The 25,542-nt window shown below is 64.1% G+C and carries 22 protein-coding genes; 9 read left to right on the top strand and 13 right to left on the bottom strand.

Going from position 1 to position 25,542, the window contains the following annotated elements; all coding sequences use genetic code 11:
- Position 1 precedes the first annotated feature (1 nt).
- Positions 2–946, bottom strand: a complete 945-nt coding sequence (locus L610_RS13070) for an alpha/beta fold hydrolase (RefSeq protein WP_034329533.1) — start codon at positions 944–946, stop codon at positions 2–4.
- A 433-nt stretch (positions 947–1,379) separates the two neighbouring features.
- Here L610_RS13070 and L610_RS13065 point away from each other — a divergent pair, with 433 nt between their 5' ends.
- Complete coding sequence (locus L610_RS13065; protein WP_024847411.1) at positions 1,380–1,841, top strand: Hsp20 family protein; 462 nt, start codon at positions 1,380–1,382, stop codon at positions 1,839–1,841.
- A gap of 62 nt (positions 1,842–1,903) precedes the next feature.
- On the opposite strand, the gene L610_RS13060 is transcribed toward L610_RS13065, so the two are convergent.
- Positions 1,904–2,953 carry a low specificity L-threonine aldolase gene (locus L610_RS13060; protein ID WP_024847410.1) on the bottom strand — a complete coding sequence of 350 codons (1,050 nt, stop codon included), beginning with the start codon at positions 2,951–2,953 and terminating at the stop codon, positions 1,904–1,906.
- A gap of 357 nt (positions 2,954–3,310) precedes the next feature.
- Between L610_RS13060 and gltB the strand changes: the two genes are divergently transcribed.
- Entirely contained in the window at positions 3,311–8,017 is a 4,707-nt protein-coding gene (gene gltB / locus L610_RS13055) for a glutamate synthase large subunit (RefSeq protein ID WP_144705572.1), read from the top strand.
- 192 nt (positions 8,018–8,209) lie between these two features.
- Positions 8,210–9,667 (top strand): glutamate synthase subunit beta, encoded by a 1,458-nt coding sequence (locus L610_RS13050; protein ID WP_144705570.1) that lies wholly within the window; start codon positions 8,210–8,212, stop codon positions 9,665–9,667.
- Here L610_RS13050 and L610_RS13045 read toward each other — a convergent pair.
- Together L610_RS13045 and L610_RS13040 are read right to left on the bottom strand one after the other, a co-directional pair.
- Positions 9,664–10,875: a DUF459 domain-containing protein gene (locus tag L610_RS13045; RefSeq protein WP_144705568.1), complete on the bottom strand. Its 1,212-nt coding sequence runs from the start codon at positions 10,873–10,875 to the stop codon at positions 9,664–9,666. The two genes, L610_RS13050 and L610_RS13045, sit on opposite strands and share 4 nt — an antisense overlap.
- Positions 10,876–10,940: 65 nt before the next feature.
- Positions 10,941–12,167: a lytic murein transglycosylase gene (locus L610_RS13040; RefSeq protein WP_186441473.1), complete on the bottom strand. Its 1,227-nt coding sequence runs from the start codon at positions 12,165–12,167 to the stop codon at positions 10,941–10,943.
- 221 nt (positions 12,168–12,388) lie between these two features.
- On the opposite strand from L610_RS13040, the gene galU reads away from it, so the two are divergent.
- Positions 12,389–13,309 carry a UTP--glucose-1-phosphate uridylyltransferase GalU gene (gene galU / locus L610_RS13035; RefSeq protein WP_024847405.1) on the top strand — a complete coding sequence of 307 codons (921 nt, stop codon included), beginning with the start codon at positions 12,389–12,391 and terminating at the stop codon, positions 13,307–13,309.
- A 63-nt stretch (positions 13,310–13,372) separates the two neighbouring features.
- Here the strand turns inward: galU and denD are convergent, their stop codons facing one another.
- From denD to L610_RS13015, 4 genes are all read right to left on the bottom strand, one after another.
- On the bottom strand, positions 13,373–14,338 hold the full coding sequence (denD, locus tag L610_RS13030) for a D-erythronate dehydrogenase (protein ID WP_024847521.1): 966 nt from the start codon (positions 14,336–14,338) through the stop codon (positions 13,373–13,375).
- A 24-nt stretch (positions 14,339–14,362) separates the two neighbouring features.
- Complete coding sequence (locus tag L610_RS13025; protein ID WP_034329530.1) at positions 14,363–14,563, bottom strand: hypothetical protein; 201 nt, start codon at positions 14,561–14,563, stop codon at positions 14,363–14,365.
- Positions 14,563–15,321 carry an SDR family oxidoreductase gene (locus L610_RS13020; RefSeq protein WP_024847404.1) on the bottom strand — a complete coding sequence of 253 codons (759 nt, stop codon included), beginning with the start codon at positions 15,319–15,321 and terminating at the stop codon, positions 14,563–14,565. Before L610_RS13020 ends, L610_RS13025 begins: the two co-directional genes overlap by 1 nt.
- Positions 15,322–15,387: 66 nt before the next feature.
- On the bottom strand, positions 15,388–16,071 hold the full coding sequence (locus tag L610_RS13015) for a GNAT family N-acetyltransferase (protein ID WP_144705564.1): 684 nt from the start codon (positions 16,069–16,071) through the stop codon (positions 15,388–15,390).
- Between the two features lie 83 nt (positions 16,072–16,154).
- On the opposite strand from L610_RS13015, the gene L610_RS13010 reads away from it, so the two are divergent.
- Positions 16,155–17,324: a pyridoxal phosphate-dependent aminotransferase gene (locus L610_RS13010; protein WP_024847402.1), complete on the top strand. Its 1,170-nt coding sequence runs from the start codon at positions 16,155–16,157 to the stop codon at positions 17,322–17,324.
- A gap of 57 nt (positions 17,325–17,381) precedes the next feature.
- On the opposite strand, the gene L610_RS13005 is transcribed toward L610_RS13010, so the two are convergent.
- The 3 genes from L610_RS13005 to L610_RS12995 all read right to left on the bottom strand — a co-directional run bounded on the left by L610_RS13005 (position 17,382) and on the right by L610_RS12995 (position 20,104).
- Complete coding sequence (locus tag L610_RS13005) at positions 17,382–18,140, bottom strand: SDR family oxidoreductase (RefSeq protein WP_144705562.1); 759 nt, start codon at positions 18,138–18,140, stop codon at positions 17,382–17,384.
- Positions 18,141–18,339: 199 nt separating this feature from the next.
- Positions 18,340–19,071 (bottom strand): tellurite resistance TerB family protein, encoded by a 732-nt coding sequence (locus L610_RS13000; RefSeq protein ID WP_024847400.1) that lies wholly within the window; start codon positions 19,069–19,071, stop codon positions 18,340–18,342.
- A gap of 112 nt (positions 19,072–19,183) precedes the next feature.
- Positions 19,184–20,104: a rhodanese-related sulfurtransferase gene (locus tag L610_RS12995; RefSeq protein ID WP_024847399.1), complete on the bottom strand. Its 921-nt coding sequence runs from the start codon at positions 20,102–20,104 to the stop codon at positions 19,184–19,186.
- Positions 20,105–20,217: 113 nt separating this feature from the next.
- On the opposite strand from L610_RS12995, the gene L610_RS12990 reads away from it, so the two are divergent.
- A complete protein-coding gene (locus L610_RS12990; RefSeq protein WP_144705560.1) occupies positions 20,218–20,922 on the top strand; it encodes an N-acetylmuramidase family protein in 705 nt (234 codons plus the stop codon).
- An 89-nt stretch (positions 20,923–21,011) separates the two neighbouring features.
- Entirely contained in the window at positions 21,012–21,656 is a 645-nt protein-coding gene (locus L610_RS12985) for a 2-dehydro-3-deoxy-phosphogluconate aldolase (RefSeq protein WP_144705558.1), read from the top strand.
- Positions 21,657–21,658: 2 nt separating this feature from the next.
- Here L610_RS12985 and cueR read toward each other — a convergent pair whose 3' ends face one another.
- Positions 21,659–22,099 (bottom strand): Cu(I)-responsive transcriptional regulator, encoded by a 441-nt coding sequence (gene cueR, locus L610_RS12980; RefSeq protein ID WP_144705556.1) that lies wholly within the window; start codon positions 22,097–22,099, stop codon positions 21,659–21,661.
- 1 nt (position 22,100) lies between these two features.
- Entirely contained in the window at positions 22,101–24,581 is a 2,481-nt protein-coding gene (locus L610_RS12975; RefSeq protein ID WP_024847395.1) for a heavy metal translocating P-type ATPase, read from the bottom strand.
- A gap of 141 nt (positions 24,582–24,722) precedes the next feature.
- Here L610_RS12975 and L610_RS12970 point away from each other — a divergent pair, with 141 nt between their 5' ends.
- Both L610_RS12970 and L610_RS12965 read left to right on the top strand, forming a co-directional pair.
- The gene (locus tag L610_RS12970; RefSeq protein ID WP_024847394.1) at positions 24,723–24,917 is read left to right on the top strand and encodes a heavy-metal-associated domain-containing protein; all 195 of its coding nucleotides are present in this window, start codon (positions 24,723–24,725) and stop codon (positions 24,915–24,917) included.
- Positions 24,918–24,950: 33 nt separating this feature from the next.
- Positions 24,951–25,340, top strand: a complete 390-nt coding sequence (locus tag L610_RS12965) for a DUF305 domain-containing protein (protein WP_034329525.1) — start codon at positions 24,951–24,953, stop codon at positions 25,338–25,340.
- The last annotated feature ends 202 nt before the right edge of the window (positions 25,341–25,542 follow it).

Genomic DNA, 25,542 nt, shown 5'->3' with positions numbered 1-25,542 from the left:
ATCATTCGCTGCCAGGGATGAAGGCGTCGAAGGCGGCGAGCACCTGCTCGCGGAAGACGTCGGCTTCCTGCAGCAGCTCGTGCCGCGCACCGTCGACCACCACCAGCGAACCGGTGCGCAGCTTGCGAGCGTATTCCTCGATGGCAGGGGTGCTGACGACGGTGTCGTCGCCTGCGCCTACGAGCAGCATCGGGATGCGGATGCGCGCCAGGAATTCCGGATCATTGACGCGGGTGATGGCTTCGCCTGCCGCGCGCACCCATGTCGCCGTCACGCCGCCGATGCATAGCGCCGGGTGGGTGGTGGCAATCTCGGCATTGCGTTTGTAGCGCTGTGGATCGCTGGTGAGCGGGTTGCCTGCAAAGGGGGGCACGCCGTTGGGCTTGCCGCCGTGCACGTACATTGAACCAAGGCCGATTGCGTGCAGGAAGCTCGAGATCGGCGCGGCTTTGCGCATGGTGTAGGACTGGCCGGGAAAGCCGAGCAGCGGCGCCAGCAGCACCATCCGTTCGACACGGTTGTAGAGGTGCCGGGTGGCGAGCAGCGACACCAGCGCGCCGGTCGAATGCGCCAGCAGATAGTAGGGACCGCGGCAATCAGGCAGAACGACATCGTCGAAGAACGGCCCGAGGTCGTTGGCATAGTCCTGGAAGTCGGCGATGAAACCTCGGTTGGGATCGTGCAGCAGGCGGTCGGAACCGCCCTGGCCGCGCAGATCGAAGATGGCCGCGCCGAAGCCGCGCGCGCCAAGGTCGCGGATCGTCTCGAAATATTTCTCGATGAAGTCGTTGCGACCGGGAACGATGACGACGGTGCCGAGCAACGGCCGGCCCGTCGCGGGAAAGCGAGCATAGCGGATGCGCTTGCCGTCCGGCATGGTCAGCATGCCGCTGACCGCCCCGCCGGGCACAGGATTGTCCGGCGTCTCGAACAGGCTTCCGTCCATGGCGTGCGTTTCCGTCCCGCGCGAGAATTGCATGCTTCGTGATAGGAAGCGGCACCGCGAATTGCAAAGGGATTTCTTTGCCGCCCGAGAGGCGGGGGGAGGCCGGAAGAGCTTTCGCAACTTCCGGCCTTCTCGCGAACCGGATGGAAGGGACGATGCATCCGGCCCGCCTCGTAGGCGGCCCCTGGGGGGAGGGGGAGGAGGCCGCTTGTTCGATGCTGGGTAAAGGTTACATCGGCCTTCCTGAACGCTGTCCGAAGCAGCGGTTCATCCGCCGTTCATCAAGCCTTTGCGGGGTCTTGAAAGGCCGTTTTGCGGTTCCCAAATGTTGGGTGCGGTCGCCGATGACGGGGCCGCTGGCCAACCGGAAGTGCCTCAAATGGATTCCAGCCCGCCAAACGCGAAACTTGTTGCTCAACAGGAGAACAGAACCATGCGTCACGTTGATTTTTCGCCGCTGTACCGCTCGACCGTCGGGTTTGATCGCCTCTTCACGATGCTCGATTCCCTTGGTCAGCCCGATAGCGGCCAGAGCTATCCGCCCTACAACATCGAGCGCACTGCCGAAGATGCCTATCGCATCTCCATGGCCGTTGCCGGCTTCTCGGAGGATGATCTGTCGATCGAGGCCCACCGCAACGTGCTGACGGTGAAGGGCGAGAAGACCGAGGAGCAGAACGAAAAGGCCGAATATCTCCATCGCGGCATCGCTTCGCGCGCCTTTGAGCGTCGCTTCCAGCTTGCCGACCACGTGGAGGTGATCGGCGCCGAGCTCAAGAACGGCCTGCTGCACATCGACCTCAAGCGCAACATCCCCGAGGAGATGAAGCCGCGCCGCATCCCGATTGCTGCCGCACCGGCGACTACCCGTCAGATCGAGGCGAAAGCGGCCTAATCCGCTGCCTCAGGACTTGAGGGAAAGCACTGGCGGCGCCCATCGGGCGCCGCCTTCGTTTGTCAGCCGAGCAGGTCGGCGAAACGGTCGATCTCTTCCTCGGTGGTCGCGAAGCTGGTGACGAGGCGTGCCAGCGACTCGTCGGGTCCAACCTGGGCCGAGAGGTGAGCCGGTGTCGGCCAGGGATAGAAGGCGGCGCCGGCTTCCTGCAGTTTCTTCACCGTCTCGTTGCGGATGATGGGGAACAGCTCGTTGGCATCGACGCTCCAGCCAAGCCGCGCGTTTTTCGAGCTGGCGATGCGATCTGCCAGACGCTTAGCCGTCGCATTCGCATGACGGGCGCTGTCGAGCCAGACGCCGTCCTTCAGGTAAGCCTCGAACTGCGCGGCGATGAAGCGCGACTTGGAGAAGAGCTGCGCGGAGCGCTTGCGGATATAGGGGAAGTCGCGAACCTGCTCCGGATTCATGAAGACGACAGCCTCGGCGCACCAGCAGCCGTTCTTGGTGCCGCCGAAGGAGACGACGTCGATGCCGCGCTTCCAGGTCATCTCGGCGGGGGTGGTTCCAAGCGAGACCAGCGCATTCGCGAATCGGGCGCCGTCCATGTGGACCGGGAGTTTGTTCTCGCGCGCGATCGCGCCGATCGCATCGAGCTCGGCCAGCGAATATACGGTGCCGATTTCGGTCGCCTGGGTGACGGAGATGCCGGCCACCTGGCCGCTGTGAACCGAGCCTGGCGAGTAGCGGCGGATTGCGGCTGCAAGCGCGTCGGGATCGATCTTTCCGTCGGGCCCATCGACGCCAGCCATACGCACGCCGCCGGTCAGGAATTCGGGTGCGCCGCCTTCGTCGGTGATCATGTGGGCATCGCGGTAGGCGAGCATGATGCCGCCGGGGCGTGCGAAAGCGGCTGCCGAAAGCGAATTGGCCGCGGTGCCGGTTGCGACAAAAAAGACCGCGACCTCGCGTTCGAAGATCTCGCAGAAGGTTTTTTCTACCGCCTTGTCGAGTTCACTGGTGCCGTAGGCGCTCGTAAAACCGCCTGCATGACGGCTCAGGTTCTCCGAAATCGCGGGGTGGGCACCCGCCCAATTGTCTGATGCAAAAAACATTTCTGGTTTTCCAGGTTCTCGAATCCGCCGGGACTGTGACGGAGGCGGTTCTACGCCGCAAGCGCGAACAGAAAAGTGCGGGTTGTGGTCGCCCTGTGCAACAAAGTTACGCAAACTACCGTGATTTGCTACGTTTCCGTCTTGTGCGGGTAAACTGCTTATGGCATAGGGAATTTAGGACAGCACTGCTGTCTTATTTAGCATGCCGCGACACGCCGGTATCGCGTATGATGGCCGGTGAGGGTTCGCGAGCCTCGTCGCGAGAGATACCCGGCGACCATGCCGAACTAGCCGCGTTGCGCTAACCGGAAAGACGAATACCCCAACAACGGGGATCTATAGGGAGTAAAGAGGTCCATGACGCAGACCATGCCATATGTGACGCCCGCACGAGTGGAAGCCGCGCAGACGAAGGCGGCTACCAAAACGGAAGCTGAGCTGCGCGGCCTCTACAACTCCAAAAAAGAACATGATGCCTGCGGCGTCGGATTCATAGCCAATATGAAAGGTGCGAAATCGCACCAGATCGTCAGGGACGGGCTTGCAATGCTCGAGAACCTGACTCATCGAGGCGCAGTTGGCGCGGACCCCCTTATGGGTGACGGTGCCGGCGTACTCGTCCAGATTCCAGATCGCTTCTTCCGCGAGGAAATGGCCAAGCAGGGCGTCACCCTGCCGGAAGTTGGCTATTATGCCATCGGCCATATTTTCATGCCGCGCGACGATGCTGCGCGCGCTCGCGTTGAAGAGATCATTGCCGAGGTCGTCGCTCAGGAAGGCCAGACGCTGCTCGGCTTCCGTGACGTCCCGGTCGACAACTCGTCGCTCTCCAAAGCGCCTGACATCGCAGCCAGCGAGCCGGTGCACCGTCAGGTGTTCATCGAACGCGGCGCGAGCGTTGCAACTCAGGAAGAGTTCGAGCGTCGTCTTTTCATCCTGCGCAAGGTCATCTCGGCACGTCTGTTTGCCGAGGCTGGCGAGCGCGACGAAGGTGCCTACACGGTCTCGCTGTCCTCGCGCACGATCGTCTACAAGGGCATGTTCCTCGCCTACCAGGTCGGCGCCTACTACAAGGACCTGTCGGACCCGCGCTTTGAGAGCGCGCTGATCCTCGTCCACCAGCGCTTCTCGACCAACACCTTCCCGTCGTGGAAGCTGGCGCACCCGTACCGCATGGTTGCGCATAATGGCGAGATCAACACGCTGCGCGGCAACGTCAACTGGATGGCTGCGCGCCAGGCTTCCGTCGACTCCGAGCTGTTCGGCAACGATATCTCGAAGCTGTGGCCGATCTCCTACGAGGGGCAGTCGGACACCGCGTGCTTCGACAACGCGCTGGAGTTCCTATACCAGGGCGGCTACTCGCTGGCGCACGCGATGATGATGCTGATCCCGGAGGCCTGGGCCGGCAATAAGACCATGTCTGCCGATCGCAAGGCGTTCTACGAGTATCATGCGGCACTGATGGAGCCGTGGGACGGTCCGGCTGCCGTTGCCTTCACGGACGGCAAGCAGATCGGCGCGACGCTCGACCGCAACGGCCTGCGTCCGGCCCGCTATGTCGTCACCGACGATGACCGCGTCATCATGGCGTCGGAAGCCGGTGCCTTCACCGTTCCGGAAGAGAAGATCGTCAAGAAGTGGCGCCTGCAGCCCGGCCGCATGCTGCTCATTGACCTTGAGCAGGGCCGCATCATCTCCGATGACGAGATCAAGTCGGAGATCGCGGGCAAGCACCCCTACGCGCAGTGGCTGAAGAATACCCAGCTCATCCTGGAGGAACTGAAGCCGGTAGCACCGCGCGAGCTGCGCAAGGACGTCTCGCTCCTCGATCGCCAGCAGGCATTCGGCTACACGCAGGAAGACCTGAAGTTCCTGATGTCGCCGATGGCGACGACCGCACAGGAAGCCGTGGGCTCGATGGGCACCGATACGCCGATCGCGGCGATGTCGGACAAGCCGAAGCTGCTCTACGACTACTTCAAGCAGAACTTCGCACAGGTCACCAACCCGCCGATCGACCCGATCCGCGAGGAGCTGGTGATGAGCCTGGTCTCGTTCATCGGACCGCGCCCGAACATCTTCGACCTTGTCGGCACGTCGCGCCGCAAGCGTCTGGAAGTTCGCCAGCCGATCCTGACGAACGCCGACCTCGAGAAGATCCGTTCGATCGGCCACACCGAAGACCGCTTCGACACCAAGACGATCGACATCACCTACTCGGCAACCGAAGGTGCCGAAGGCATGCCGGCGGCGATCGAGCGTCTGTGCGAGCGCGCGGAAGCCGCGGTGGCCGGTGGCTACAACATCATCATCCTGTCCGACCGTCAGATCGGACCGGACCGCATCGACATTCCGACGCTGCTGGCGACGGCTGCGGTGCACCATCACCTGATCCGCAAGGGTCTGCGCACGTCGGTCGGCCTGGTGGTCGAGTCGGGCGAGCCGCGTGAAGTGCACCACTTCTGCTGCCTGGCCGGCTTCGGCGCCGAGGCGATCAACCCGTACCTTGCATTCGACACGCTGCTCGACATGCACGCGAAGGGCCAGTTCCCGCCGGAAGTCGAGGCTGAGGAAGTCGTCACCCGCTACATCAAGGCGATCGGCAAGGGCATCCTGAAGGTCATGTCCAAGATGGGCATCTCGACCTACCAGTCCTATTGCGGTGCGCAGATCTTCGATGCGGTTGGCCTATCCAAGGAGTTCGTCGACAAGTTCTTCACCGGCACTGCCACCACGATTGAAGGCGTTGGCCTCGAGCACCTCGCGGCTGAGACTGTGCGCCGTCATCGCGACGCGTTCGGCAACGATCCGGTGCTGTCGCACGCACTCGAGGTTGGCGGCGAATACCAGTACCGCATGCGTGGCGAAGCCCACATGTGGACGCCGGATGCGGTGGCAAGCCTTCAGCATGCTGTTCGCAAGAACTCGTGGTCGACGTTCAAGGAGTTCTCGACCCAGATCAACGGCGAGAACGCCCGCGCCAAGCAGATCCGTGGCCTGTTCCACATCAAGCTTGCCGAGGAAGAGGGACGCAAGCCGGTGCCGCTCGAGGAAGTCGAGCCGGCCTCGGAGATCGTCAAGCGCTTCTCGACCGGTGCGATGTCGTTCGGCTCGATCAGCCGCGAGGCACACACGACCCTCGCAATTGCGATGAACCGCCTCGGCGGCAAGTCGAACACGGGCGAGGGCGGCGAGGAGCCGGATCGCTATCTGCCGCTGCCGGACGGTTCTCCGAATCCGGAGCGTTCGGCAATCAAGCAGGTTGCATCGGGCCGCTTCGGCGTGACGACCGAGTACCTCGTCAACTCGGACATGATGCAGATCAAGGTCGCGCAAGGTGCGAAGCCCGGCGAAGGCGGTCAGCTCCCGGGTCACAAGGTCGACGCGACCATCGCCAAGACCCGTCATTCGACTCCGGGCGTCGGCCTGATTTCGCCGCCGCCGCACCACGACATCTACTCGATCGAAGACCTGGCGCAGCTGATCTTCGACCTGAAGAACGTCAACCCGCAGGCCGACGTGTCGGTCAAGCTGGTGTCGGAGGTGGGTGTCGGCACGGTTGCGGCTGGCGTCGCCAAGGCGCGCGCCGATCACATCACGATCTCCGGCTATGACGGCGGTACCGGGGCTTCGCCGCTTACCTCGCTCAAGCATGCCGGCAGCCCGTGGGAAATCGGCCTTGCCGAGACGCACCAGACGCTGGTCCTGAACGGCCTGCGCTCGCGCGTCGCGCTGCAGGTCGACGGTGGTCTTCGTACCGGTCGCGACGTGATCGTGGGTGCGCTGCTGGGTGCCGACGAGTTCGGCTTCTCGACGGCTCCGCTGATCGCAGCCGGCTGCCTGATGATGCGCAAGTGCCATCTGAACACCTGCCCGGTCGGCGTTGCGACCCAGGACCCGGTCCTGCGCAAGCGCTTCAAGGGCACGCCCGAGCACGTCATCAACTACTTCTTCTTCGTTGCAGAGGAAGTACGCGAGCTGCTCGCGCAGATGGGCTACCGTTCGCTGAACGAGATCATTGGCGAGTCTCAGATTCTCGAGAAGCAGGCCGTCATCGATCACTGGAAGGCCCAGGGCCTCGACTTCAGCCGCCTGTTCTTCAAGCCGCAGGCGCCGAAGGAAGAGACTTACTGGACCAAGCGCCAGGAGCACCCGATCGAGGACGTGCTCGACCGCAAGCTGATCGAGCTGGCTCAGCCGGCGCTCACGGCGCGCCAGAAGGTCGAGATCGACCTGCCGATCCGCAACGTCGACCGTTCGACCGGTGCGATGCTCTCGGGCGAGGTTGCCAAGCGCTTCGGCCACAAGGGCCTGCGTGACGACACCATTTCGGTGCGTCTCACAGGCACCGCCGGCCAGTCGTTCGGTGCGTTCCTTGCACGCGGCATCTCGTTCGAGCTGATCGGCGACGGCAACGACTATGTCGGCAAGGGTCTTTCGGGCGGCCGGATCGTTGTCCGTCCGCCGGAGAACACCCGGATCGTGCCGGAAGAGTCCATCATCGTCGGCAACACCGTGCTCTACGGTGCGACAGAGGGCGAGTGCTACTTCCGCGGCGTTGCCGGCGAGCGTTTTGCCGTCCGTAACTCGGGTGCGATCGCTGTCGTCGAAGGCGTGGGTGACCACGGCTGCGAGTACATGACGGGCGGCATCGTCGTCGTCATCGGCAAGACCGGTCGCAACTTCGCGGCTGGCATGTCCGGTGGCGTGGCCTATGTGCTCGACGAGGAAGGTGACTTCGCCCAGCGCTGCAACATGGCGATGGTCGAACTCGAGCCGGTTCCCGAAGAGGACGACATGCTCGAGAAGCTGCACCACCACGGCGGTGACATCGCCCACATGGGCCGCGTCGACGTGTCGGATGACATGACCCGCCACGACGAGGAGCGCCTTGTCCAGCTGATCTCGAACCACTTCCACTACACCGGTTCGACCCGCGCCAAGGCAATTCTCGACGATTGGGCGAAGTACCGTCCGATGTTCCGCAAGGTGATGCCGGTCGAGTACCGCCGCGCCCTGCTGGAAATGGAGCGTCTTCGTTCGGGAGCGGCCGCAGCATGATCGGGCAGATCTTCACGATGGGCGTACCGCCGTCTCTGAAACCTGGGGCGCGTCCGCGCTGATTGTCGGGGTTGCGAACGAGCGACCCTTCGCGGCGGGGCCGAGAACTGGTCCCGCCACTGGTTGACAACTACGCACGACCGACTGCCGCCACGAAAGCGCAGGGTCGAACGCAAGGTCCAAGGTATCAAGATGGGCAAGGTTACGGGTTTTCTCGAAATTGACCGGCAGGTGCAGAAGTACCAGCCGGCGTCCGATCGCATTCGGCACTACCGGGAGTTCACGCTCCCCATGTCGGACCAGGAAGTGGAGAAGCAGGCGGCGCGCTGCATGGATTGCGGCATTCCGTTCTGTCACGGGCCGACCGGCTGCCCTGTCCACAACCAGATCCCCGACTGGAACGATCTGATCTACAACGGCAACTGGGATGCGGCGATCCGCAACCTGCACTCGACCAACAACTTCCCGGAGTTCACCGGCCGCGTTTGCCCCGCCCCGTGCGAGGAAGCGTGCACGCTGAACCTCGAGGATATTCCGGTCGCGATCAAGACGGTCGAGCAGGCAATCGCCGACAAGGCTTACGAGACCGGCTATCTTGCGCCGCAGCCGGCTGCCGAGAAGACCGGCAAGAAGGTCGCTATCATTGGCTCCGGTCCGTCCGGCATGGCCGCTGCCCAGCAGCTCGGCCGCGCTGGCCATGACGTACACGTCTACGAGCGCGAGTCGCGCCCGGGCGGTCTGCTCCGCTACGGCATTCCCGACTTCAAGATGGAGAAGAAGTACATCGACGCCCGCGTCCGCCAGATGGAAGGCGAAGGCGTCACGTTCTTCTGCGGCGTCAATGTCGGCGTCGACAAGAAGGTCGAGGAGCTGCTCGCCGAGTACGATGCCGTGCTCTACTGCGGCGGCTCCGAAACACCGCGTCCGGCCGGCATTCCGGGCGTCGAGTTCAAGGGCGTCCATGACGCGATGCCCTATCTCGTCCAGCAGAACCGCCGTGTCGGCAACGAGGACATCCAGTCGGTCGCGTGGCCGTCCGCGCCGATCCTGGCCGGTGGCAAGCACGTCGTGGTTGTCGGCGGTGGCGACACCGCGTCCGACTGCGTCGGCACCGCGTTCCGCCAGGGCGCGGTTCGCGTGACGCAGCTCGACATCCGTCCGCAGCCGCCGGAGAAGGAAGACAAGCTGACCGTCTGGCCGTACTGGGCGACGAAGATGCGCACCTCTTCCTCGCAGGCCGAAGGTGCAAAGCGCGAGTTCCAGGTCGCGACGCTCGAGTTCGTCGGCGACGACGAGGGCAACCTCACCGGCGTGAAGTGCTGCCAGGTCGACGAGAAGCGCAAGCCGATCGAGGGCACCGAGTTCGTCATCAAGGCGGACCTGGCCTTTATCTCCATCGGTTTCGCCGGTCCGATCAAGAGCGGCGTGGTGCAGGAACTTGACGGCAAGCTGAACCTGACGGTGGATGCGCGTCGTTCGACCAACGTCGCGGCGAACGATCTCGACTACCGCACCAACATCGACAAGCTGTACGTTGCCGGCGACGTGCGCCGCGGCCAGTCCCTGGTGGTGTGGGCGATCCGTGAAGGCCGCCAGGCAGCGCACGCGATCGACAAGGACCTGATGGGCGCGACCGTCCTGCCGCGCTAGCGCGCCTGCGGCAGCGCGGAGGTCGTTTCCTTCGAGGTTGCGGCCGCCTCCGGCAGCGAGAAATCATCGGCCCGTCCCTTCCGGGGGGCGGGCCCAATTCCTTCCAGCCTCAGCCGGTCGGCATCGCTCTTCGCTTCATCGATGCCCGGCTTGAAACTCGCTCCCAACAGCTCCGAACCTTCCGTCGCCAGATCCTCGATCGGCATTGGTGGCGTGCGGTCGATCACTGCCGGCGTACCGTCCTCGGCGGCCGGCGGCAGCACGCCTTCCGGCTGCAGTACACCGGGTTCGGGCTGCGCGCCGCCAAGGCCGAACAGGCGGCCCAGTGGCTTTTCCAGATAATAGGCGATCTTGCGGCGGCCCTGTCGGGTAACGTTGATGCCGTCGCTCGAGCGCAGCTGCGCCGGCTGACCGTTGATGTCGGGGCCCGCGGCGGCAAAATTGCCGGCCTCGTCGACAAAGCCATCCCAGACGTCGATGTACTCGCCGCCCGCGTCGGTGACGATGCGACGGTAGATGTCGTTGAAGACGACCATATCCGAAGTCATCGACGGGGACTTGTAGGGCAGGTTGCCGACCCACAAGAGCGGCAGGCCCTTGTCGCGCACGGCCTTCGCGAGTGCCGTGACGCGCCGCTCATATTCGGCCGTCCAATCATCCGTGCGCGGTTCGACGCGGGTTCCGCCGACCACCATCTGCTGGCGGTCATTGGCGCCGATCATAACGACCACGGCAGCGGGGGTAGTCGCATCGATCACCGAAGCGATGTTGCCGGGCCAGTCATAGTGGTCGCTGCGAACGAGGCCTGAGGAGCCATTGGTCTTGTCGACCACGGCGACGTCCTTGTTCTGTGCGAAGGCGGCCTCCAATCCGGAGGCGAGACCCGATGCGACGAAGTCTCCAACGACGAGCACGCGCTTCGCGTTCTCGGCCTTCTCGATGACGGGTTCCGGGGGAGGCGCGGCGGGCGTCGAGCGCCGCTTCGCCGGTTCGGCCGCGCGGCGCTGGCGCGTCGGCGGGGCGACGCGTTCCTGGTGCGGCGGCTCACGCCGCTGGAACAGGAAGCGCAGCAGGCCGACGCCCTGGCGCTGTTCCTGCGCATGTGCAGCACCGACAAACGAGACCTCGCCCACGGGAATAGCGCACAGCGCCAGCAGAATGCAGAGGAGGCGCACCGAAAGCAGCAGCGTTGCGACGGGCAGTTTCATGCCAACCTTCCTGACGATTGACGGGGCACAGAGGCCCCGTCACTCCGATCATCTGCGGTCAGGTTCTACTGACCTCTGAGCCGCGTCAACAGTTCCTTGCTCGGGTGGCCGTCCTGCGGCATGCCCAGCCGTCCCTGGATCGCCTTGATTGCGTCGCGCGAGCCTGAACCGATGCGCCCGTCGATCTCGCCATTGTAATAGCCGTGCGCGGAGAGCCGCTTCTGCAACTCCTGCGTCTCGGCGAAGGTCAGGCGCGTGAACGGCCGGTTCCAGTCACGGGTCGGTGCCGGATAGCCGGCGATCTGGTCGGCGAGCAGCGCAACGGCCAGTGCATAGCGGTCGGAGCTGTTATAGCGCTTGAGAACGTTGAAGTTGTGCAGGACCAGGAAGGCGGGGCCATCCCGGCCGTCGAGGACCTTCAGCTCGGCCTGATCGTTCGGGCGCGGGAAGGGCTTGCCGTTGGCGCGCACGACACCAATCGCCTGCCACTGCGCAAGCGTCATGCGCCCGGACGGGAACTTTCGGCCGGCCGGGAGCACAACCTCGTAGCCCCAGGTCTGGCCCGATCGCCAGCCATTGTCCTTCAGAAGGTTCGCTGCCGAGGCAAGCGCGTCCGGGATCGAGTTCCAGATGTCGCGCCGGCCGTTGCCGTCGAAATCGACGGCCCAAGCCTGGTAGCTGGTCGGGATGAATTGGGTGTGTCCCATAGCGCCTGCCCACGAGCCGGTGAGCTGGTTGATCGACACGTCACCGTTCTGGGCGATCTTCAGGGCGGCGATCAGCTGCTGCGTGGCGTATTTCTGCCGGCGCTTGTCGGCGTAGGCGAGGGTGGCCAGCGACGAGACGATGTTGCGCATCACGCGCGGATTGCCCAGCGCCTCGCCATAGCGCGACTCGATCGACCAGATGCCGAGCAGGATGTGGCGGTCGACGCCGAAGCGCTTTTCGATCGCGTCGAGCGTGCGGCGGTGCTGCTTCGCCATGTGGCGTCCGGTCGTAACCGACTGCTCGTTGACCTGATTGTCAAAATATTGCCAGACGGGCGCGGTGAATTCCGGCTGACTCGTCGCGAGTCGCAAAACTTCGGGGTCGGGGGCGGTGATGCCAGCAAATGCGCGATCAAACACGTTGCGGGAAACGCCGCTATTCAGTGCCGTGGCGCGGAACTGGCCTACCCAACGCTGGAACTGTGCGTCAGCAATTGCAGCAGTTGCAGGCAAGCTCAGCGACAGCGCGAGACACAGCGCGCGGCCGGTGTTGACGAAGCGGCTTGCCATCATGCGAGAGATCATCCGTGCCTCCTTTTCGCTTGGCTGGCCCATTCATCTGCCATCGAGGTTAGGAAAGTGTTTACCCTAACGCTTACCTAGCGAATGCAACCGAAGGCTCCTCCGACGCGTTACCTATTTTGGAGGGGTCCCCCCGTTCCCATCTATTCAATAATTTTCAATCCAGGCGTGAAAATGTCACTTAGGACCGCTGATGCGGCGCAACTATTGGGTAATCAAAGTCGATGAGAAAAGTCCGTAAGGCCGTATTCCCCGTTGCTGGACTCGGTACGCGTTTCCTTCCTGCCACCAAGGCGACGCCGAAGGAAATGCTGACCGTCGTCGATCGTCCGGTCATCCAGTATGTCGTGGACGAAGCCCGGGAAGCCGGCATTGAGCATTTCATCTTCGTCACGGGCCGCAACAAGGCGGTGATCGAGGACCACTTCGACGTCCAGTTCGAGCTGTACGATACGCTGGAGCAGCGCGGAAAGCTGGATCAGCTGGAGCGCATGCGGTCGATGCAGCCGGCTCCGGGCCAGACCAGCTTTACGCGCCAGCAGGAGCCGCTGGGTCTCGGCCATGCCGTATGGTGTGCGCGTGACCTCGTTGGCGACGAGCCGTTCGCTCTACTCCTGCCCGACATGATCATGCGCTCGGAAGAGAGCTGCATGAAGGGCATGGTCGAACTGTTCCAGAAGACCGGCAACAACGTCATCGGCGTGCAGGAATGTTCGCCGGACGAAACGCATAAGTACGGCATCGTGGCCAAGGGCGCGTCGATCCACACCGGCTTCGAAATCACGGCGATGGTCGAGAAGCCCAAGCCCGGCACTGCACCGTCGAACCTCTACATCAACGGCCGCTACATCCTGCAGCCGGAGATCTTCCGCATCCTCGAGAATCAGGAGCGCGGCGCAGGCGGCGAGATCCAGCTGACCGACGCGATGCTGAAGCTCGGCAAGGAGCAGACGCTGTTCGGCTATCACTTCCGCGGCGAGACCTACGACTGCGGCTCGCCGGAAGGGTTTCTTGAGGCCAATATCGCCTTCTCGCTGCAGCGCGATGACCTGCGCGACGTGGTCTTCAGCACGATCGACCGGCTGCGGCCGAGGTTCGAGGCGCCGAAGACGGCTCCTCAGGCTCAGGCGAAGGCCGAGGCATAGTCCGGCCGGGTCCCACTTCAACGACAGACGCGCGGAGCTCCGGCTTCCGCGCGCTTTTCGTTTCTACCCGTTGAGGTCGTCCTCGATATAGGCGCGGATGATCTCGTCGAAGCTGTCTTCGGCCTTGAAGCCAAGCTCCCGCGAGCGCCGTGCCTCGAAGCGCGTCGGCCAGTTCTTCACCATCGCCCAGATCGCCTCGTCATGCTCCTCCCGGATGAGACGGACTGCGTCGCTGCCTGCGACACGCGCCAGCGCCTCGATCTGATCACCGACGGTGACCGCTGCGCCGGGCAGCGGCAAATTGCGGTGCGGCCCGACAGCTGCGCTGTCGAGGGATGCCGCGTGCATCAGGAAGCCGACCGCCGCGCGGGGGCTTGCGTGGGTGCAGACGACCGAGCGCGGGACGGGCAGGACTGCCGGGAGGCCGGCAAGCGGCTCGCGGATGATGCTCGAGAAGAAACCGGAGGCGGCCTTGTTCGGCTTGCCGGGACGGACGGTGATGCCGGGAAGGCGCAGGCCGATGCCGTCGAGGAAACCGCGTCGAGTGTAGTCCTGCAGCAGGGCCTCGCCCATCACCTTCTGCGCGCCGTAGGACGACAGCGGCGAAGTGTGGAACTCGTCCGGGATGATGTCGGGGAAGGGGCCGCCATAGACGGCGATCGATGAGGTGTAGACAACCCGCGGTGCGTTGCCCGCCTCGCGGATCGCTTCGTAAAGGGCGCGTGTGCCGTCTAGATTGACGTGGTAGCCGAGCTCGAACTCTGCCTCCGCCTGGCCGGAGACGATACCGGCGAGATGAAACACCACGTCTGGCCTGCGCGCGGCAAGCGCCCTTGCGCTGCCGGGAGCCGCCAGGTCACTCACATGCGTTGCGATCTTGATGCCATTGCCGTCAGGGGCGTCGAACGGCACGACATCCTGCAGGTCGAGTTCGGTTATCGGCCTGTCCCCGATCTTCCGCTCGCTTAGTAGTCGCGCGGTCAGCTTGCGGCCGATCATACCGGCCGCGCCCGTTACCAGGACACGCATCTGTTCACTCCCCCAATTCAGATTTTATTTCCCGCGGCGGCTGCGCCCCCGCAGCCAGAACACACCGAAGAACGCTACCACGAACAGGAAAGCTGCCGCGCCGCCGAGCCATGGCGAGTAGCCGCCGAGCCACAGGACGATGTTCGGCAGGAAAAATGCGAGCAAGCAGAATGCGCCCATGACGAGGGCGGCGGCGATTGCGTTCTTCTTGGTGCTGGCGTCCATCAGGCGCTCAAACCTCCGTCAACGGGAATTGCAGTGCCTGTGGTAAAGGCGGATTCGTCACTGGCGAGATATACCGCAAGGGCGGCGATTTCCCATGCCTCACCGACGCGGCCCATTGGCTGGCGGGCGATAAACATTTCCATCGCTTTGTCCTTGCCGCCGACACTCTTGCCGAGATCCTCAACGCGCTCCTCCCACGAGGGCGAGCGGACGGTGCCGGGGCAGATCGCGTTGCAGCGGATGCCCTGCCGGACGAAATCGATGGCGACCGACTTGGTCAGGCCGATGACCGCGGCCTTCGATGCGCCGTAGGCGTAGCGGTTGGCGATACCTTTGATCGAAGAGGCGCCGGAAGAAAGGTTGATGATCGAGCCGGATGTGCCGTTCGCCTTGGCTCGCTCCAGCATGCCGGGCAGGAATGCCCTGATCATACGGTGCATGCTCTTGACGTTCACGTCGAAGGAACGGTCCCAGTCGTCCTCGGTACATTCCAGCACCGAGCCGTGATGCACCCAGCCGGCGACATTGCAGAGGATGTCGATCTGGCCGACCTTCGCGGCGTAGGCGTCAACTGCCCGGGTCGAGGTCACGTCGAGCTTCGCCTTCTTTGCACGGGCAAGGCCCTCAAGCTTGGCGCGGTCAATGTCGGTGGCGTAGACGGTCGCGCCTTCCTTGACGAAGGCTTCCGCGATTGCGCGCCCGATCCCTTGTCCCGCAGCGGTGACGACTGCGATCTTGCCCTTGAGCCTTCCTGCCATTCTGATCTCTCCCTCCCGAGGCATCGCGCCTTGTGCCGCGCTGCCTCGCCGGGAGCGCAGGCGGCGTCAGCCAATAGCGGCGCGAATCTCCTCCAGCCGCTTCCTCTGCCGACCCTCACTATCGAAGTTCGACGGGTCAAGCCACTCCTCGAACGCAGCGCGGAGCGTTGGCCACTCGCTGTCGATCATAGAGAACCAGGCCGTGTCGCGGTTCTTGCCCTTTGCGACCATGTGCTGGCGGAAGGTGCCTTCGTAGGTGAAGCCGAAGCGGAGTGCTGCGCGCTTGGACGGTTCGTTGTCGTTGTTGCACTTCCACTCGAAGCGGCGATAGCCGAGATCCTCGAAGGCGTGTCGGGCAAAAAGGTAGAGTGCCTCGGTGGCGCCAGGCTGCCGTGCCAGCGGCGGGTTCCAGAGGATCGAGCCAATCTCGATGACGCCGTGGGCCGTATCGATGCGCATGAAGGCCTGGCGGCCGGCGACCTTGCCCGACGCCTTGTCGATCACCGCGAAGAAGAAGGGATCCGCGGAAGCCGCGGCCTTGTCGAGCCACGGCTGGAATTCTGCGCGCGAGGCTGGCGGAGTCTCGAACAGCCAGCGAAAGCGCGCATCGGCATCCCCGGCGGAAGATGCCTCGAACAGGTGGTCGCCGTGACGCGCCGCGTCCAGCTTCTCCAGGCGGACATAGCGGCCTTCCATCGGTTCCGCAGAGGGACGTTCACGGGGCGTCCAATGTTCGAGGCTCATAGTCATGCGTCCGGTGTTCCGAGATTGACAAAGGGTGGCCTAACATCACAAAGCCCGAGGATGAGCCTAGAACCAGGGAGGATGGCCGTATGCTCCAAACCATAGACGCCTTTGACCGGATCGGGGAGGAAAACGCGTTTGCAGTGCTTGCACGGGCGACGGCCCTTGCACAGTCCGGCAAGGACATCATCAACCTCGGCATCGGCCAGCCCGATTTCCGCACGCCCGAACATATCGTCGAGGCGGCGATCAAGGCGCTGAAGGACGGCCATCACGGCTACACGCCGGCGACGGGCCTCCTCGCCACCCGCGAGGCGGTGGTGCGGCGGACGCTGAGCACGACCGGCGTCGAGGTTTCGCCGGAGAATGTGATGATCCTGCCGGGCGGCAAGCCGACCATGTTCGCGGCGATCCTTATGTTCGGCCAGCCGGGTACGGAAATCCTTTATCCAGATCCGGGCTTCCCGATCTACCGCTCAATGATCGAATTCACGGGCGCAAAGCCGGTGCCGGTGCCGATCCGCGAAGAGAACGGGTTTGCCTTCTCGGCGGAGGAGACGCTGTCGCTGATCACGCCGCAGACGCGGCTTTTGATCCTAAACTCGCCCGCCAACCCGACGGGCGGTGTGACCCCACGTGAGGAAATCGAGAAGCTTGTGAAGGGCCTCGAGGCACATCCGCATGTCGCGATCATGTCCGACGAGATCTATGACGTCATGACCTATGACGGCGAAAAACACGTCTCGCTGCTGCAATTCCCGGAGGTGCGCGATCGGCTCATCGTCCTCAACGGATGGTCGAAGACGTGGGCGATGACCGGCTGGCGCATGGGCTGGTCGATCTGGCCCGACCAGCTCTACGACAAGATCCGCAAGCTTGCGGTCAACTGCTGGTCGTGCGTGAACGCGCCAGCGCAGTTTGCCGGCATTGCCGCGATCGACGGTCCACAGGACGATGTCGAGAAGATGATGCGGGCGTTCGACAACCGCCGCAAGATCGTGGTTGAGGGACTGAACAGCCTGCCCGGCGTGTCCTGCATTACGCCGAAGGGCGCGTTCTACGCGTTCCCGAACATCAAGGGCACCGGCTGGAAGGCGAAGCAGCTGGCCAATGCGCTGCTGGACGAGGCGGGCGTTGCGCTGATCGGCGGCCCGGACTTCGGGGTGCTCGGCGAGGGCTACATCCGCGTCTCTTACGCGAACTCAGAAGAGAACATCCTGCGCGCCATCGAACGGATCGGCGCATTCCTGCAGAAGTAGGAAGGAAACTGAAAGCCTTCTCCCCGGTTGCCGGGGAGAAGGCGATCTTGCGGCGCGTCAGCCGCGGCCGACGAAGGGCATCTTCGTTGCCATGACCGTCATGAACAGCACGTTGGCGTCGAGCGGCAGGCTCGCCATGTGCAGAACTGCGTTCGCGACGTGCTGGACATCCATCACCGCCTCGGCGCGCATCGACCCGTCAGCCTGCGGCACGCCGGAGGCCATTGGTGCGGCGAGTTCGGTGAGGGCGTTGCCGATGTCGATCTGACCGCAGGCGATGTCGAACGGGCGGCCGTCGAGGGCGAGCGTCTTCGTCAGGCCAGTAATGGCGTGCTTGGTCGCGGTGTAGGGAATCGTGCCCGGACGCGGCGCATGGGCCGAGATCGAGCCATTGTTGATGATGCGCCCGCCCTGCGGCTTCTGGTTGCGCATCATGCGGAAGGCGCCGCGCGCGCACAGGAACGAGCCGGTGAGATTGACGTCGACGACCTCTTTCCAGACCTCTACCGGAATTTCGTCGATCATAGCGCCCTTGGCGCCCATGCCGGCGTTGTTGAAGAGGAGGTCGAGACGGCCGAACTGCTGCTCGATCTTGGCGAACAGCTCATCGACCTGATCGGCCTTGGTGACGTCGCAGGCAATCGCGACGGCCTTTGCCGTGCCTGCTGATTCAGCTGCCTTCGCCGCTTCCTCCAGGCGGTCGAGGCGGCGGCCAGTGAAAACCGTGTTCCATCCAGCGGCAACCAGCGTCGTTGCGACGGCTTTGCCGATGCCGGAGCCAGCTCCGGTGACGAGGGCGACTTTGCTTTCAGACATGTATGCTTCTCCCAGTGCAACTGACTGTGCTTTGCAGATGACGATGGGGAAGACAAGCGGCTTTGCCACAAAGAGAGGGCGGTCTGCTGACCGCCCTAGTTCGACTACGCCTGGGAGGAGGAGAGCGAAATCGTCTGAGAATCAGGGTGGACCTGATCGGTTAACGAAAGGTTAACGCTTCCAGAAAAATTCGCACTTCTTACCAGGGGGAGTTGGCAGGAGCGGCGGCTTCGGTTTTCACCGCCGACACCGTCTCCTCGATATGCTCGACAAGTGCGTCCGGTAGCGACAGCCTGCCCGCGAGCAGGTCTAGATAACCGCGCTCGGCACGTGTATCCGGGTCAATCGCAATTCGCGACGCGGTGTAGAGCTCGACCTTCTGCGCGTCGGTCTTGGCTGCGGCAACGATCGCGTCGAGGTCGAGCGGCTTCTCAAGCTCGGACATCAGGAATGCCTCGGCCTCGTCGCCAATGCCGGAAAGGTGAAGGCGGTCGGCGATCTTCGCGCGTTCCTCGGCGTCGATATGGCCATCGGCTCTGGCGGCCGCGATCATGGCGCGGACGATCACCAGCGCAAACTCGTTCTCGCCCTGCGGCGCCTGTTCCGGGCTGAAGGGGGTGCCTTCGGGCGGTGGCAGGAGCTCAGGTTCGGTGGCTGCCGGCTGTTCGCCCGGCTGCTTCCCGTTCGAATAGTTCTGGTAGGCTTTGTAGGCGAGGCCCGCTATGGCGGCGAGGCCGCCCAGCTTCAGTGCCGAACCCGACATCTGGCGGCCGGTCCTCGTGCCGAGAAGCACCGCGGCCAGCGCGCCCGTTGCAAGCGGATTGTCCTTTGCCATCTGCACGGCCTTGCCTGCATTGTCGCGCACGGTCGCACCGGTTCCCGGTACGGCGGTGCCGAGAAGTTCGTCCAGAAGCTTCTTCGGGTCGAGCATGCTTGCCTCCTTGTTCGGCTTTGCGTCAGGCCGCACCAGGGGGCGACCTGTCCGAAAGTAGGCAGGCCGATGTGGCATTGCAATGACGGGGGGAAAGCTCGCCGAAGTTGCGTCAGCTGCCGATATGGGGACCCTTGCCGCGCTTTTGCGCCAGCAGCACCTGCCGGTGACGCTCACGGTAGCGCGCCCGGTCTTCCTCCGTGCGCGTATCGTAGCAACGATGGCAGGAGACACCTTCCTCATAGTACGGCGACTTGAGGTCTTCCGGCAGGAGCGGATGGCGGCAGGCGCGGCACAGCTCCGCATCGCCTTCCTCAAGGCCGTGCTTCACCGAGACGCGCTCGTCGAAGACGAAGCACTCGCCTTCCCACAGGCTCTCTTCCGGCGGGACTTCCTCGAGATACTTCAGGATGCCGCCTTTGAGGTGGTAGACCTCCTCGATGCCGATCGAGCGCATGTAGGCGGTCGCCTTCTCGCAGCGAATGCCGCCGGTGCAGTACATGGCGACCTTGCGGCCCTTGAGCTCGTTGTGCCGGTTCTGCGCCCAGCGCGGGAACTCGGTGAAGGTCTGCGTCTCGGGATCGATTGCGCCTTTGAAGATGCCGATTGCCGTCTCGTAGGTGTTGCGCGTGTCGATGACGATGGTGTCTGGATCAGAGATCAGCTTGTTCCACTCGCGCGGCTCGACATAGGTGCCGGCATCGCGCAGTGGGTCGATCGTGTCGACGCCCATGGTGACGATCTCGCGCTTCAGGCGCACCTTCATGCGGTGGAACGGCATCTCGGTCGCGTGGGAGTACTTCAGCTCGAGGCCTTCGAGCTCCTTGATGGCGCTGAGATAGTCGATCAGCTCGGCAATCGCCTCGTAGGTGCCGGCGACGGTGCCGTTGATGCCTTCGTGGGCCAGCAGCAGCGTTCCCTTGATGCCGCGCGCTTCGCAGAACTCGGCAAGCGGGGCACGCAGCTCCGTGAACTGCGGTAGCGAGGTGAAGCGGTAAAGGGCGGCTACGCGAAAAGGACCATTGTTTTCCATGGGCCGCGATTAATCCGCCACATGCGGGGTTTCAAGCTGTTTCGGTGACGCACTTATCCACCTCTCCGGGACGTTATCGAAACTGAGGCCTCCACTTAGGGAGGTTCCTGGCGATGCTGAACGAAACAAAGAGGCTGACGATTGCGGAAGTGGCGCGCACGCTCAAGGTCGAACCGGCGGCACTTGCGGCTGTCGTGGAGGTGGAATCCGGCGGGCGTATTCAGGCGCTGGTCGAAGGCAGGCCCGAGCCGCTGATCCGCTTCGAGGGACACTATTTCGACCGCAGGCTAGCGGGCGACGGGCGCGAGGGGGCGCGGAAGCAAGGGCTCGCCGCACCGCAGGCCGGCGTCATCCGCAATCCTGCCTCACAAGCCGCACGCTGGCAGATGCTGCGGCAGGCAGCTGAAATCGACCGCAAGGCCGCGTATGAATCGACTTCGTGGGGCGTCGGGCAAGTGATGGGCGCGCACTGGGCCTGGCTCGGCTATCCTTCCGTCGACGCTCTGGTCGAGGAAGCGCGTGAAGGCCTTGCCGGACAGCTTCGCCTGATGGCGCGCTATATCGAGAAGGCGGGGCTGGCCGAGGCGCTCAGGGCGCACGACTGGGCCGCCTTCGCCCGCGGCTACAACGGACCCGCCTATCGTCGCAACCGCTACGACACCAAGCTCGCAGCGGCCTATGCCATCTACCAGAAGGTGAGCTTTGATCTCGGACTCAATGCTGGCGCGGAAACCCGGACGGCGCGGACGCGCGGGCCGGCCGACCTGTTCGACAGCACCATCCGTTTTTTCGCGGCGCTGTTCGGCCGCAGATCCTAACGTGAACGCCGGGCTCATGGACAGCATGGGCCCGGCTCTGGTACACGCGCTGTACCTAATCGATTGAAACTTGATCTGGAGCAGGACCGATGAAGGGTGCACAGAAGACCGAACCGCTTCTCAAGGTGATGGAAGGCCAGCCGGTCATTCCGGTCCTGAAAATTGACCGTGCCGAGGATGCCGTGCCGCTGGCGCGCGCGCTGGCCAAGGGCGGCTTGCCGGCCATCGAAATCACCCTGCGCACGCCGGCTGCCATCGAAGCGATCCGCCGCGCCGCTACAGAGGTGCCGGAAGCGATTGTCGGTGCCGGCACCATTCTTGATGCGGACCATTTTGCGCAGGCCGCCGAGGCGGGGGCGAAGTTCATCGTCAGCCCGGGCCTGACACCGCAGCTCATCGAGGCGGCGGCAGCAAGCGAGGTGCCGCTGCTGCCGGGCGCGATCACGCCGAGCGAGATCATAGCTGCTCGCCAGGCTGGCTACTCGCTGCTGAAATTCTTCCCCGCGGAACAGGCCGGTGGTGCCGGTTTCCTCAAGGCGCTGTCGTCGCCGCTCGCCGGCATCCGCTTTTGTCCGACCGGCGGCATCAGCGCGAAGAACGCGGCCGAGTACCTGTCGCTGCCGAATGTCGTCTGCGTCGGCGGCTCGTGGATCGCGCCGGATGCGCTGGTCAAGGGCGGCAAGTGGGATGAGATCGCGGCGCTCGCCCGCGAGGCCGCGTCCCTCAAGCGCTAAAACTATCCGTGCACGGCGCCGTGGGAGATCCGCGGCGCCGAGGCCGACAGCCCCTCCGGGCTTTCAAGATCCGCGAGGATCGGGCAGTCGGGGCGGTGGTCGCCCGAGCAGCAGGACGCCAGATGTTCGAGCGTCGCCGCCATCTGCGCCATCTCCGCGATCCGCTTTCGCAGTTCCGAAATGTGGTCGAGCGCGATGCGCTTGACGTCGGCGCTCTTGCGATTGCGGTCGCGCCAGAGCCCCAGCAGTCCCTGAATTTCCGCAACCGAGAAGCCGAGGTCGCGAGCGCGGCGAATGAAGCGCAGCACGTGGACGTCGTTCTGCGAATAGTCGCGGTAGCCTGACGCGGTCCTTTCCGCGGGAGGGATCAGGCCGGTCTGCTCGTAGTAGCGGATCATCTTGGCGCTGACGCCCGATGCCTTTGCTGCCTGGCCGATGTTCATTTCATACCTCCGGATTGAAGGTTCGAAGCCGCAGCGCATTGCCGACGACGAACACGCTGGAGAGCGCCATCGCGCCCGCCGCGAGCGCCGGCGAAAGCAGGATGCCGGCTGCCGGGTAGAGGATGCCTGCAGCGACGGGGATGAGTGCGACGTTGTAGGCAAACGCCCAGAACAGGTTCTGACGGATGTTGCCGATTGTCGCCTGCGAGATCGCCACCGCGCGGGCAACGCCCGTCAGCTGGCCGGACATCAGGACGACGTCAGCTGCCTCCATGGCTACATCCGTGCCGGTGCCGACGGCGATGCCGACATCGGCTTCGGCAAGCGCGGGCGCATCGTTGATACCGTCGCCGACGAACGCGAGTGCGCCATGTTCGCTGCGCAGGCGGCGGATGGTGTCGACCTTGCCCGCGGGCAGCACTTCGGCGACGACCTCGTCGATGCCGAGGCGGCGGGCGATGGCCTCGGCGGTGCGGCGGTTGTCGCCGCTGATCATCGCGACCTTGAGGCCGGCGCGGTGCAGCGCCGCGATGGCGGCAGGCGTCTGCTCCTTGACCTCGTCGGCAACGGCGATGATCGCCGCAGCCTTGCCGCCGATCGCGGCGTAGAGCGGGCTCTTGCCCTCTTGGCCGAGCCGTTGGGCGGTCGAGGCGAAGGCGGTGATGTCTACGCCAAGCTTTGCCATGTAGCGGTCGGCGCCGACGTTGATGGCGGTGCCGTCGATCTCGGCATGGACGCCGTAGCCGGTGACGCTCTCGAACCGCGCAATCTCCGGGATCGCCAATTGCTCGGCTTCTGCCGCCTCGACGATGGCGCGGGCGATCGGGTGCTCGGAGCGCTTCTCGACAGCCGCGACCATGGCAAGAACCTTGCCACGGTCCAAGCCACCGGCGAGTTCAAGGTCGGTCAGGCGCGGCTTGCCTTCAGTCAGCGTGCCGGTCTTGTCGAAGGCGATGATCCTGACGTCCTTCAGCTGCTGCAGCGCCTCGCCCTTGCGGAAAAGCACGCCCATCTCGGCTGCGCGGCCGGTGCCGACCATGATCGAAGTGGGCGTGGCAAGCCCCATCGCGCACGGACAGGCGATGATAAGCACGGCTACGGCATTGACGAGCGCGAAGGTGAGCGCCGGCTGCGGGCCAAACAACAGCCAGGTGATGAAGGTGAGCGTTGCTGCCGCCATGACGGCGGGGACGAACCACATCGTCACCTGGTCGACCAGCGCCTGGATCGGCAGCTTGGAACCCTGCGCTTCCTCGACCAGCCGGATGATCTGGGCGAGCACAGTGTCGCCGCCGACGGCGGTGGCGCGGAAGGTCAGCGCGCCGGTCTGGTTGATCGTGCCGCCGGTCACGCGGCTGCCGGGCTGCTTTTCGACCGGTACCGGCTCGCCGGAAATCATCGACTCGTCGATGAAGCTGCTGCCTTCGACAACTTCGCCATCGACTGGCACCTGTTCGCCAGGGTGTAGGTCGATGATGTCGCCGGGGGCAACATTCGCCGCGTGGATCTCGATGAGCTTCCCGTCCCGCAGCACGCGCGCGGTACGCGGGCGAAGCCGAACCAGCCGGCGGATCGCCTGCGAGGTGCGCCCCTTCGCGCGCGCCTCAAGGAAGCGGCCGAGCAGCACCAGCGTCACGATGACGGCTGCCGCCTCGTAGTAGACGTTGACGGTGCCGGCGGGCAGCAGGGCAGGGGCGAAGGTCGCCACCAGCGAGAAACCGTAGGCGGCGAGGGTGCCGACGGCTACCAGCGAGTTCATGTCGGGCGCGAGCCGCGCCAGTGCCGGCAGGCCCTTGGTGTAGAAGCGGCGGCCGGGGAAGACGAGCACGATCGTGGTGAGTACGAACTGCAGATACCAGCTCGCCTGCATGCCGATCGTGCGCATGACGAGGTCGTGCACGAAATCGAAGGTGTGCGAGCCCATCTCCAGGACGAAGACGGGGATGGTGAGCGCAAGAGCGATGGCGAGGTCGCGCCGCAGCAGGGAAGCCTCGGCTTCCTTGCGTTCTGCCTGCCGCTCCTCGTCCTCGCCGCTGCGATCGATGGGGCGGGCGTCGTAGCCTGCATTTTCGACCGCCGCGATCAGCTCTTTCAGGTCGGCATTACCGGTGACGACCGCGCGCTCGGTGGCCAGGTTCACTGTCGCTGCCTCGACACCGGGAACCTTCGCCAGCGCCTTCTCGACACGGCCAACACAAGACGCGCAGGTCATGCCTTCAACCGCCAGCTCGATTGAGCGGTCGGACTTCGGCACGTCGTAGCCGGCGTTTTCGACCGCCGCGACGAGTGCTTCATAGTCGAAGGGGGCAGAATAGGTGATGTCGGCGCGTTCGGTCGCCAGATTGACGTTGGCGGCAGTCACGCCCGGCACGGCCTTCAGCGCCTTTTCGACGCGACCGACGCAGGACGCGCACGTCATGCCTTCGATCGGCAGCGAAAGAGCCTTGCCTTGTGAAGTGGTAGATTGCAGCGGCGCGTTCATGGTGTCGTCTCGCTCGTTGGCTAACGTCCACCCTTAGATGGGGGTTCCAACCATTGGAAGGTCAAGGGGCAGAAAGTGGGTTGACCTTCCCAAGGTTGGAAGGTCCATGCTCCGCCCAAATTATGGAACCTGGAGTTCATCATGCAGTTCAATATCGAGAACATGACCTGTGAAGGTTGCGTGCGCGGCGTCAGCAAGGCGATCCAGCGGGTCGACCCGACGGCGCAGGTGAAGGCGGATCTCGCCACCAAGAAGGTCGAGGTGTCGACAGAGCTTCCGCGCTCGGCATTCCTGCCGGCGCTGGATGAAGCAGGCTTCACCGTTTCGACCGAATAACCACAGCGGGGGCATTGCTCGGAAGAGCGGCAAATGACGAAACTGAAAACACTGCTGATCTCGGCATCGATCGCCGCCTGCGTGGGGATGAATTCAGCACACGCGCAGAGCCATGACCATTCGGCGCACGGCGGCCATGCTGCCCATGGTGCAGCGGAAGAAAGCCCCGCAGCCAAAGCCTACAACGAGGCCAACCGCCAAATGCATGATGCGATGGACGTCGAGATGACGGGCGACGCCGACGTCGACTTCATGCGCAGCATGATCCCGCATCACCAGGGCGCGGTGGCGATGGCGCGCATCGTGCTCGAGCACGGCAAGGATCCGGAAGTGCGCAAGCTCGCCGAGGATGTGATTGCGACTCAGGAAGTCGAGATCAAGTTCATGAAGGACTGGCTGGCGAAGCACGGCTACGGCGACTGAAGCCGGAAACGCACCGCATCAATGAAAAAAGGCAGCGAATTCGCTGCCTTCAGACCACTGACAAACCCGCCGATTTTTTTGGCGGGKTTTTCGTTTGGGCGGGATGACAGAGCGCAGGGGCGCTGCCGGCGCCTGACGAAGTGAAGATAATGAAGGGGCGAGAGGGCCTCATGCCCCCGCCAGGCGGGGCTGGCGGGTGAGT

Source organism: Aminobacter sp. J44 (assembly GCF_007829415.1).
GTDB lineage: Bacteria > Pseudomonadota > Alphaproteobacteria > Rhizobiales > Rhizobiaceae > Aerobium.
This window is presented reverse-complemented; position numbering and strand designations above follow the sequence as displayed.

Coding starts and splice junctions, on each gene's coding strand:
- L610_RS13070 (WP_034329533.1), bottom strand. CDS start 946: ATGGACGGAAGCCTGTTCGAGACGCCGGACAATCCTGTGCCCGGCGGG.
- L610_RS13065 (WP_024847411.1), top strand. CDS start 1,380: ATGCGTCACGTTGATTTTTCGCCGCTGTACCGCTCGACCGTCGGGTTT.
- L610_RS13060 (WP_024847410.1), bottom strand. CDS start 2,953: ATGTTTTTTGCATCAGACAATTGGGCGGGTGCCCACCCCGCGATTTCG.
- gltB (WP_144705572.1), top strand. CDS start 3,311: ATGACGCAGACCATGCCATATGTGACGCCCGCACGAGTGGAAGCCGCG.
- L610_RS13050 (WP_144705570.1), top strand. CDS start 8,210: ATGGGCAAGGTTACGGGTTTTCTCGAAATTGACCGGCAGGTGCAGAAG.
- L610_RS13045 (WP_144705568.1), bottom strand. CDS start 10,875: ATGAAACTGCCCGTCGCAACGCTGCTGCTTTCGGTGCGCCTCCTCTGC.
- L610_RS13040 (WP_186441473.1), bottom strand. CDS start 12,167: ATGATCTCTCGCATGATGGCAAGCCGCTTCGTCAACACCGGCCGCGCG.
- galU (WP_024847405.1), top strand. CDS start 12,389: ATGAGAAAAGTCCGTAAGGCCGTATTCCCCGTTGCTGGACTCGGTACG.
- denD (WP_024847521.1), bottom strand. CDS start 14,338: ATGCGTGTCCTGGTAACGGGCGCGGCCGGTATGATCGGCCGCAAGCTG.
- L610_RS13025 (WP_034329530.1), bottom strand. CDS start 14,563: ATGGACGCCAGCACCAAGAAGAACGCAATCGCCGCCGCCCTCGTCATG.
- L610_RS13020 (WP_024847404.1), bottom strand. CDS start 15,321: ATGGCAGGAAGGCTCAAGGGCAAGATCGCAGTCGTCACCGCTGCGGGA.
- L610_RS13015 (WP_144705564.1), bottom strand. CDS start 16,071: ATGACTATGAGCCTCGAACATTGGACGCCCCGTGAACGTCCCTCTGCG.
- L610_RS13010 (WP_024847402.1), top strand. CDS start 16,155: ATGCTCCAAACCATAGACGCCTTTGACCGGATCGGGGAGGAAAACGCG.
- L610_RS13005 (WP_144705562.1), bottom strand. CDS start 18,140: ATGTCTGAAAGCAAAGTCGCCCTCGTCACCGGAGCTGGCTCCGGCATC.
- L610_RS13000 (WP_024847400.1), bottom strand. CDS start 19,071: ATGCTCGACCCGAAGAAGCTTCTGGACGAACTTCTCGGCACCGCCGTA.
- L610_RS12995 (WP_024847399.1), bottom strand. CDS start 20,104: ATGGAAAACAATGGTCCTTTTCGCGTAGCCGCCCTTTACCGCTTCACC.
- L610_RS12990 (WP_144705560.1), top strand. CDS start 20,218: ATGCTGAACGAAACAAAGAGGCTGACGATTGCGGAAGTGGCGCGCACG.
- L610_RS12985 (WP_144705558.1), top strand. CDS start 21,012: ATGAAGGGTGCACAGAAGACCGAACCGCTTCTCAAGGTGATGGAAGGC.
- cueR (WP_144705556.1), bottom strand. CDS start 22,099: ATGAACATCGGCCAGGCAGCAAAGGCATCGGGCGTCAGCGCCAAGATG.
- L610_RS12975 (WP_024847395.1), bottom strand. CDS start 24,581: ATGAACGCGCCGCTGCAATCTACCACTTCACAAGGCAAGGCTCTTTCG.
- L610_RS12970 (WP_024847394.1), top strand. CDS start 24,723: ATGCAGTTCAATATCGAGAACATGACCTGTGAAGGTTGCGTGCGCGGC.
- L610_RS12965 (WP_034329525.1), top strand. CDS start 24,951: ATGACGAAACTGAAAACACTGCTGATCTCGGCATCGATCGCCGCCTGC.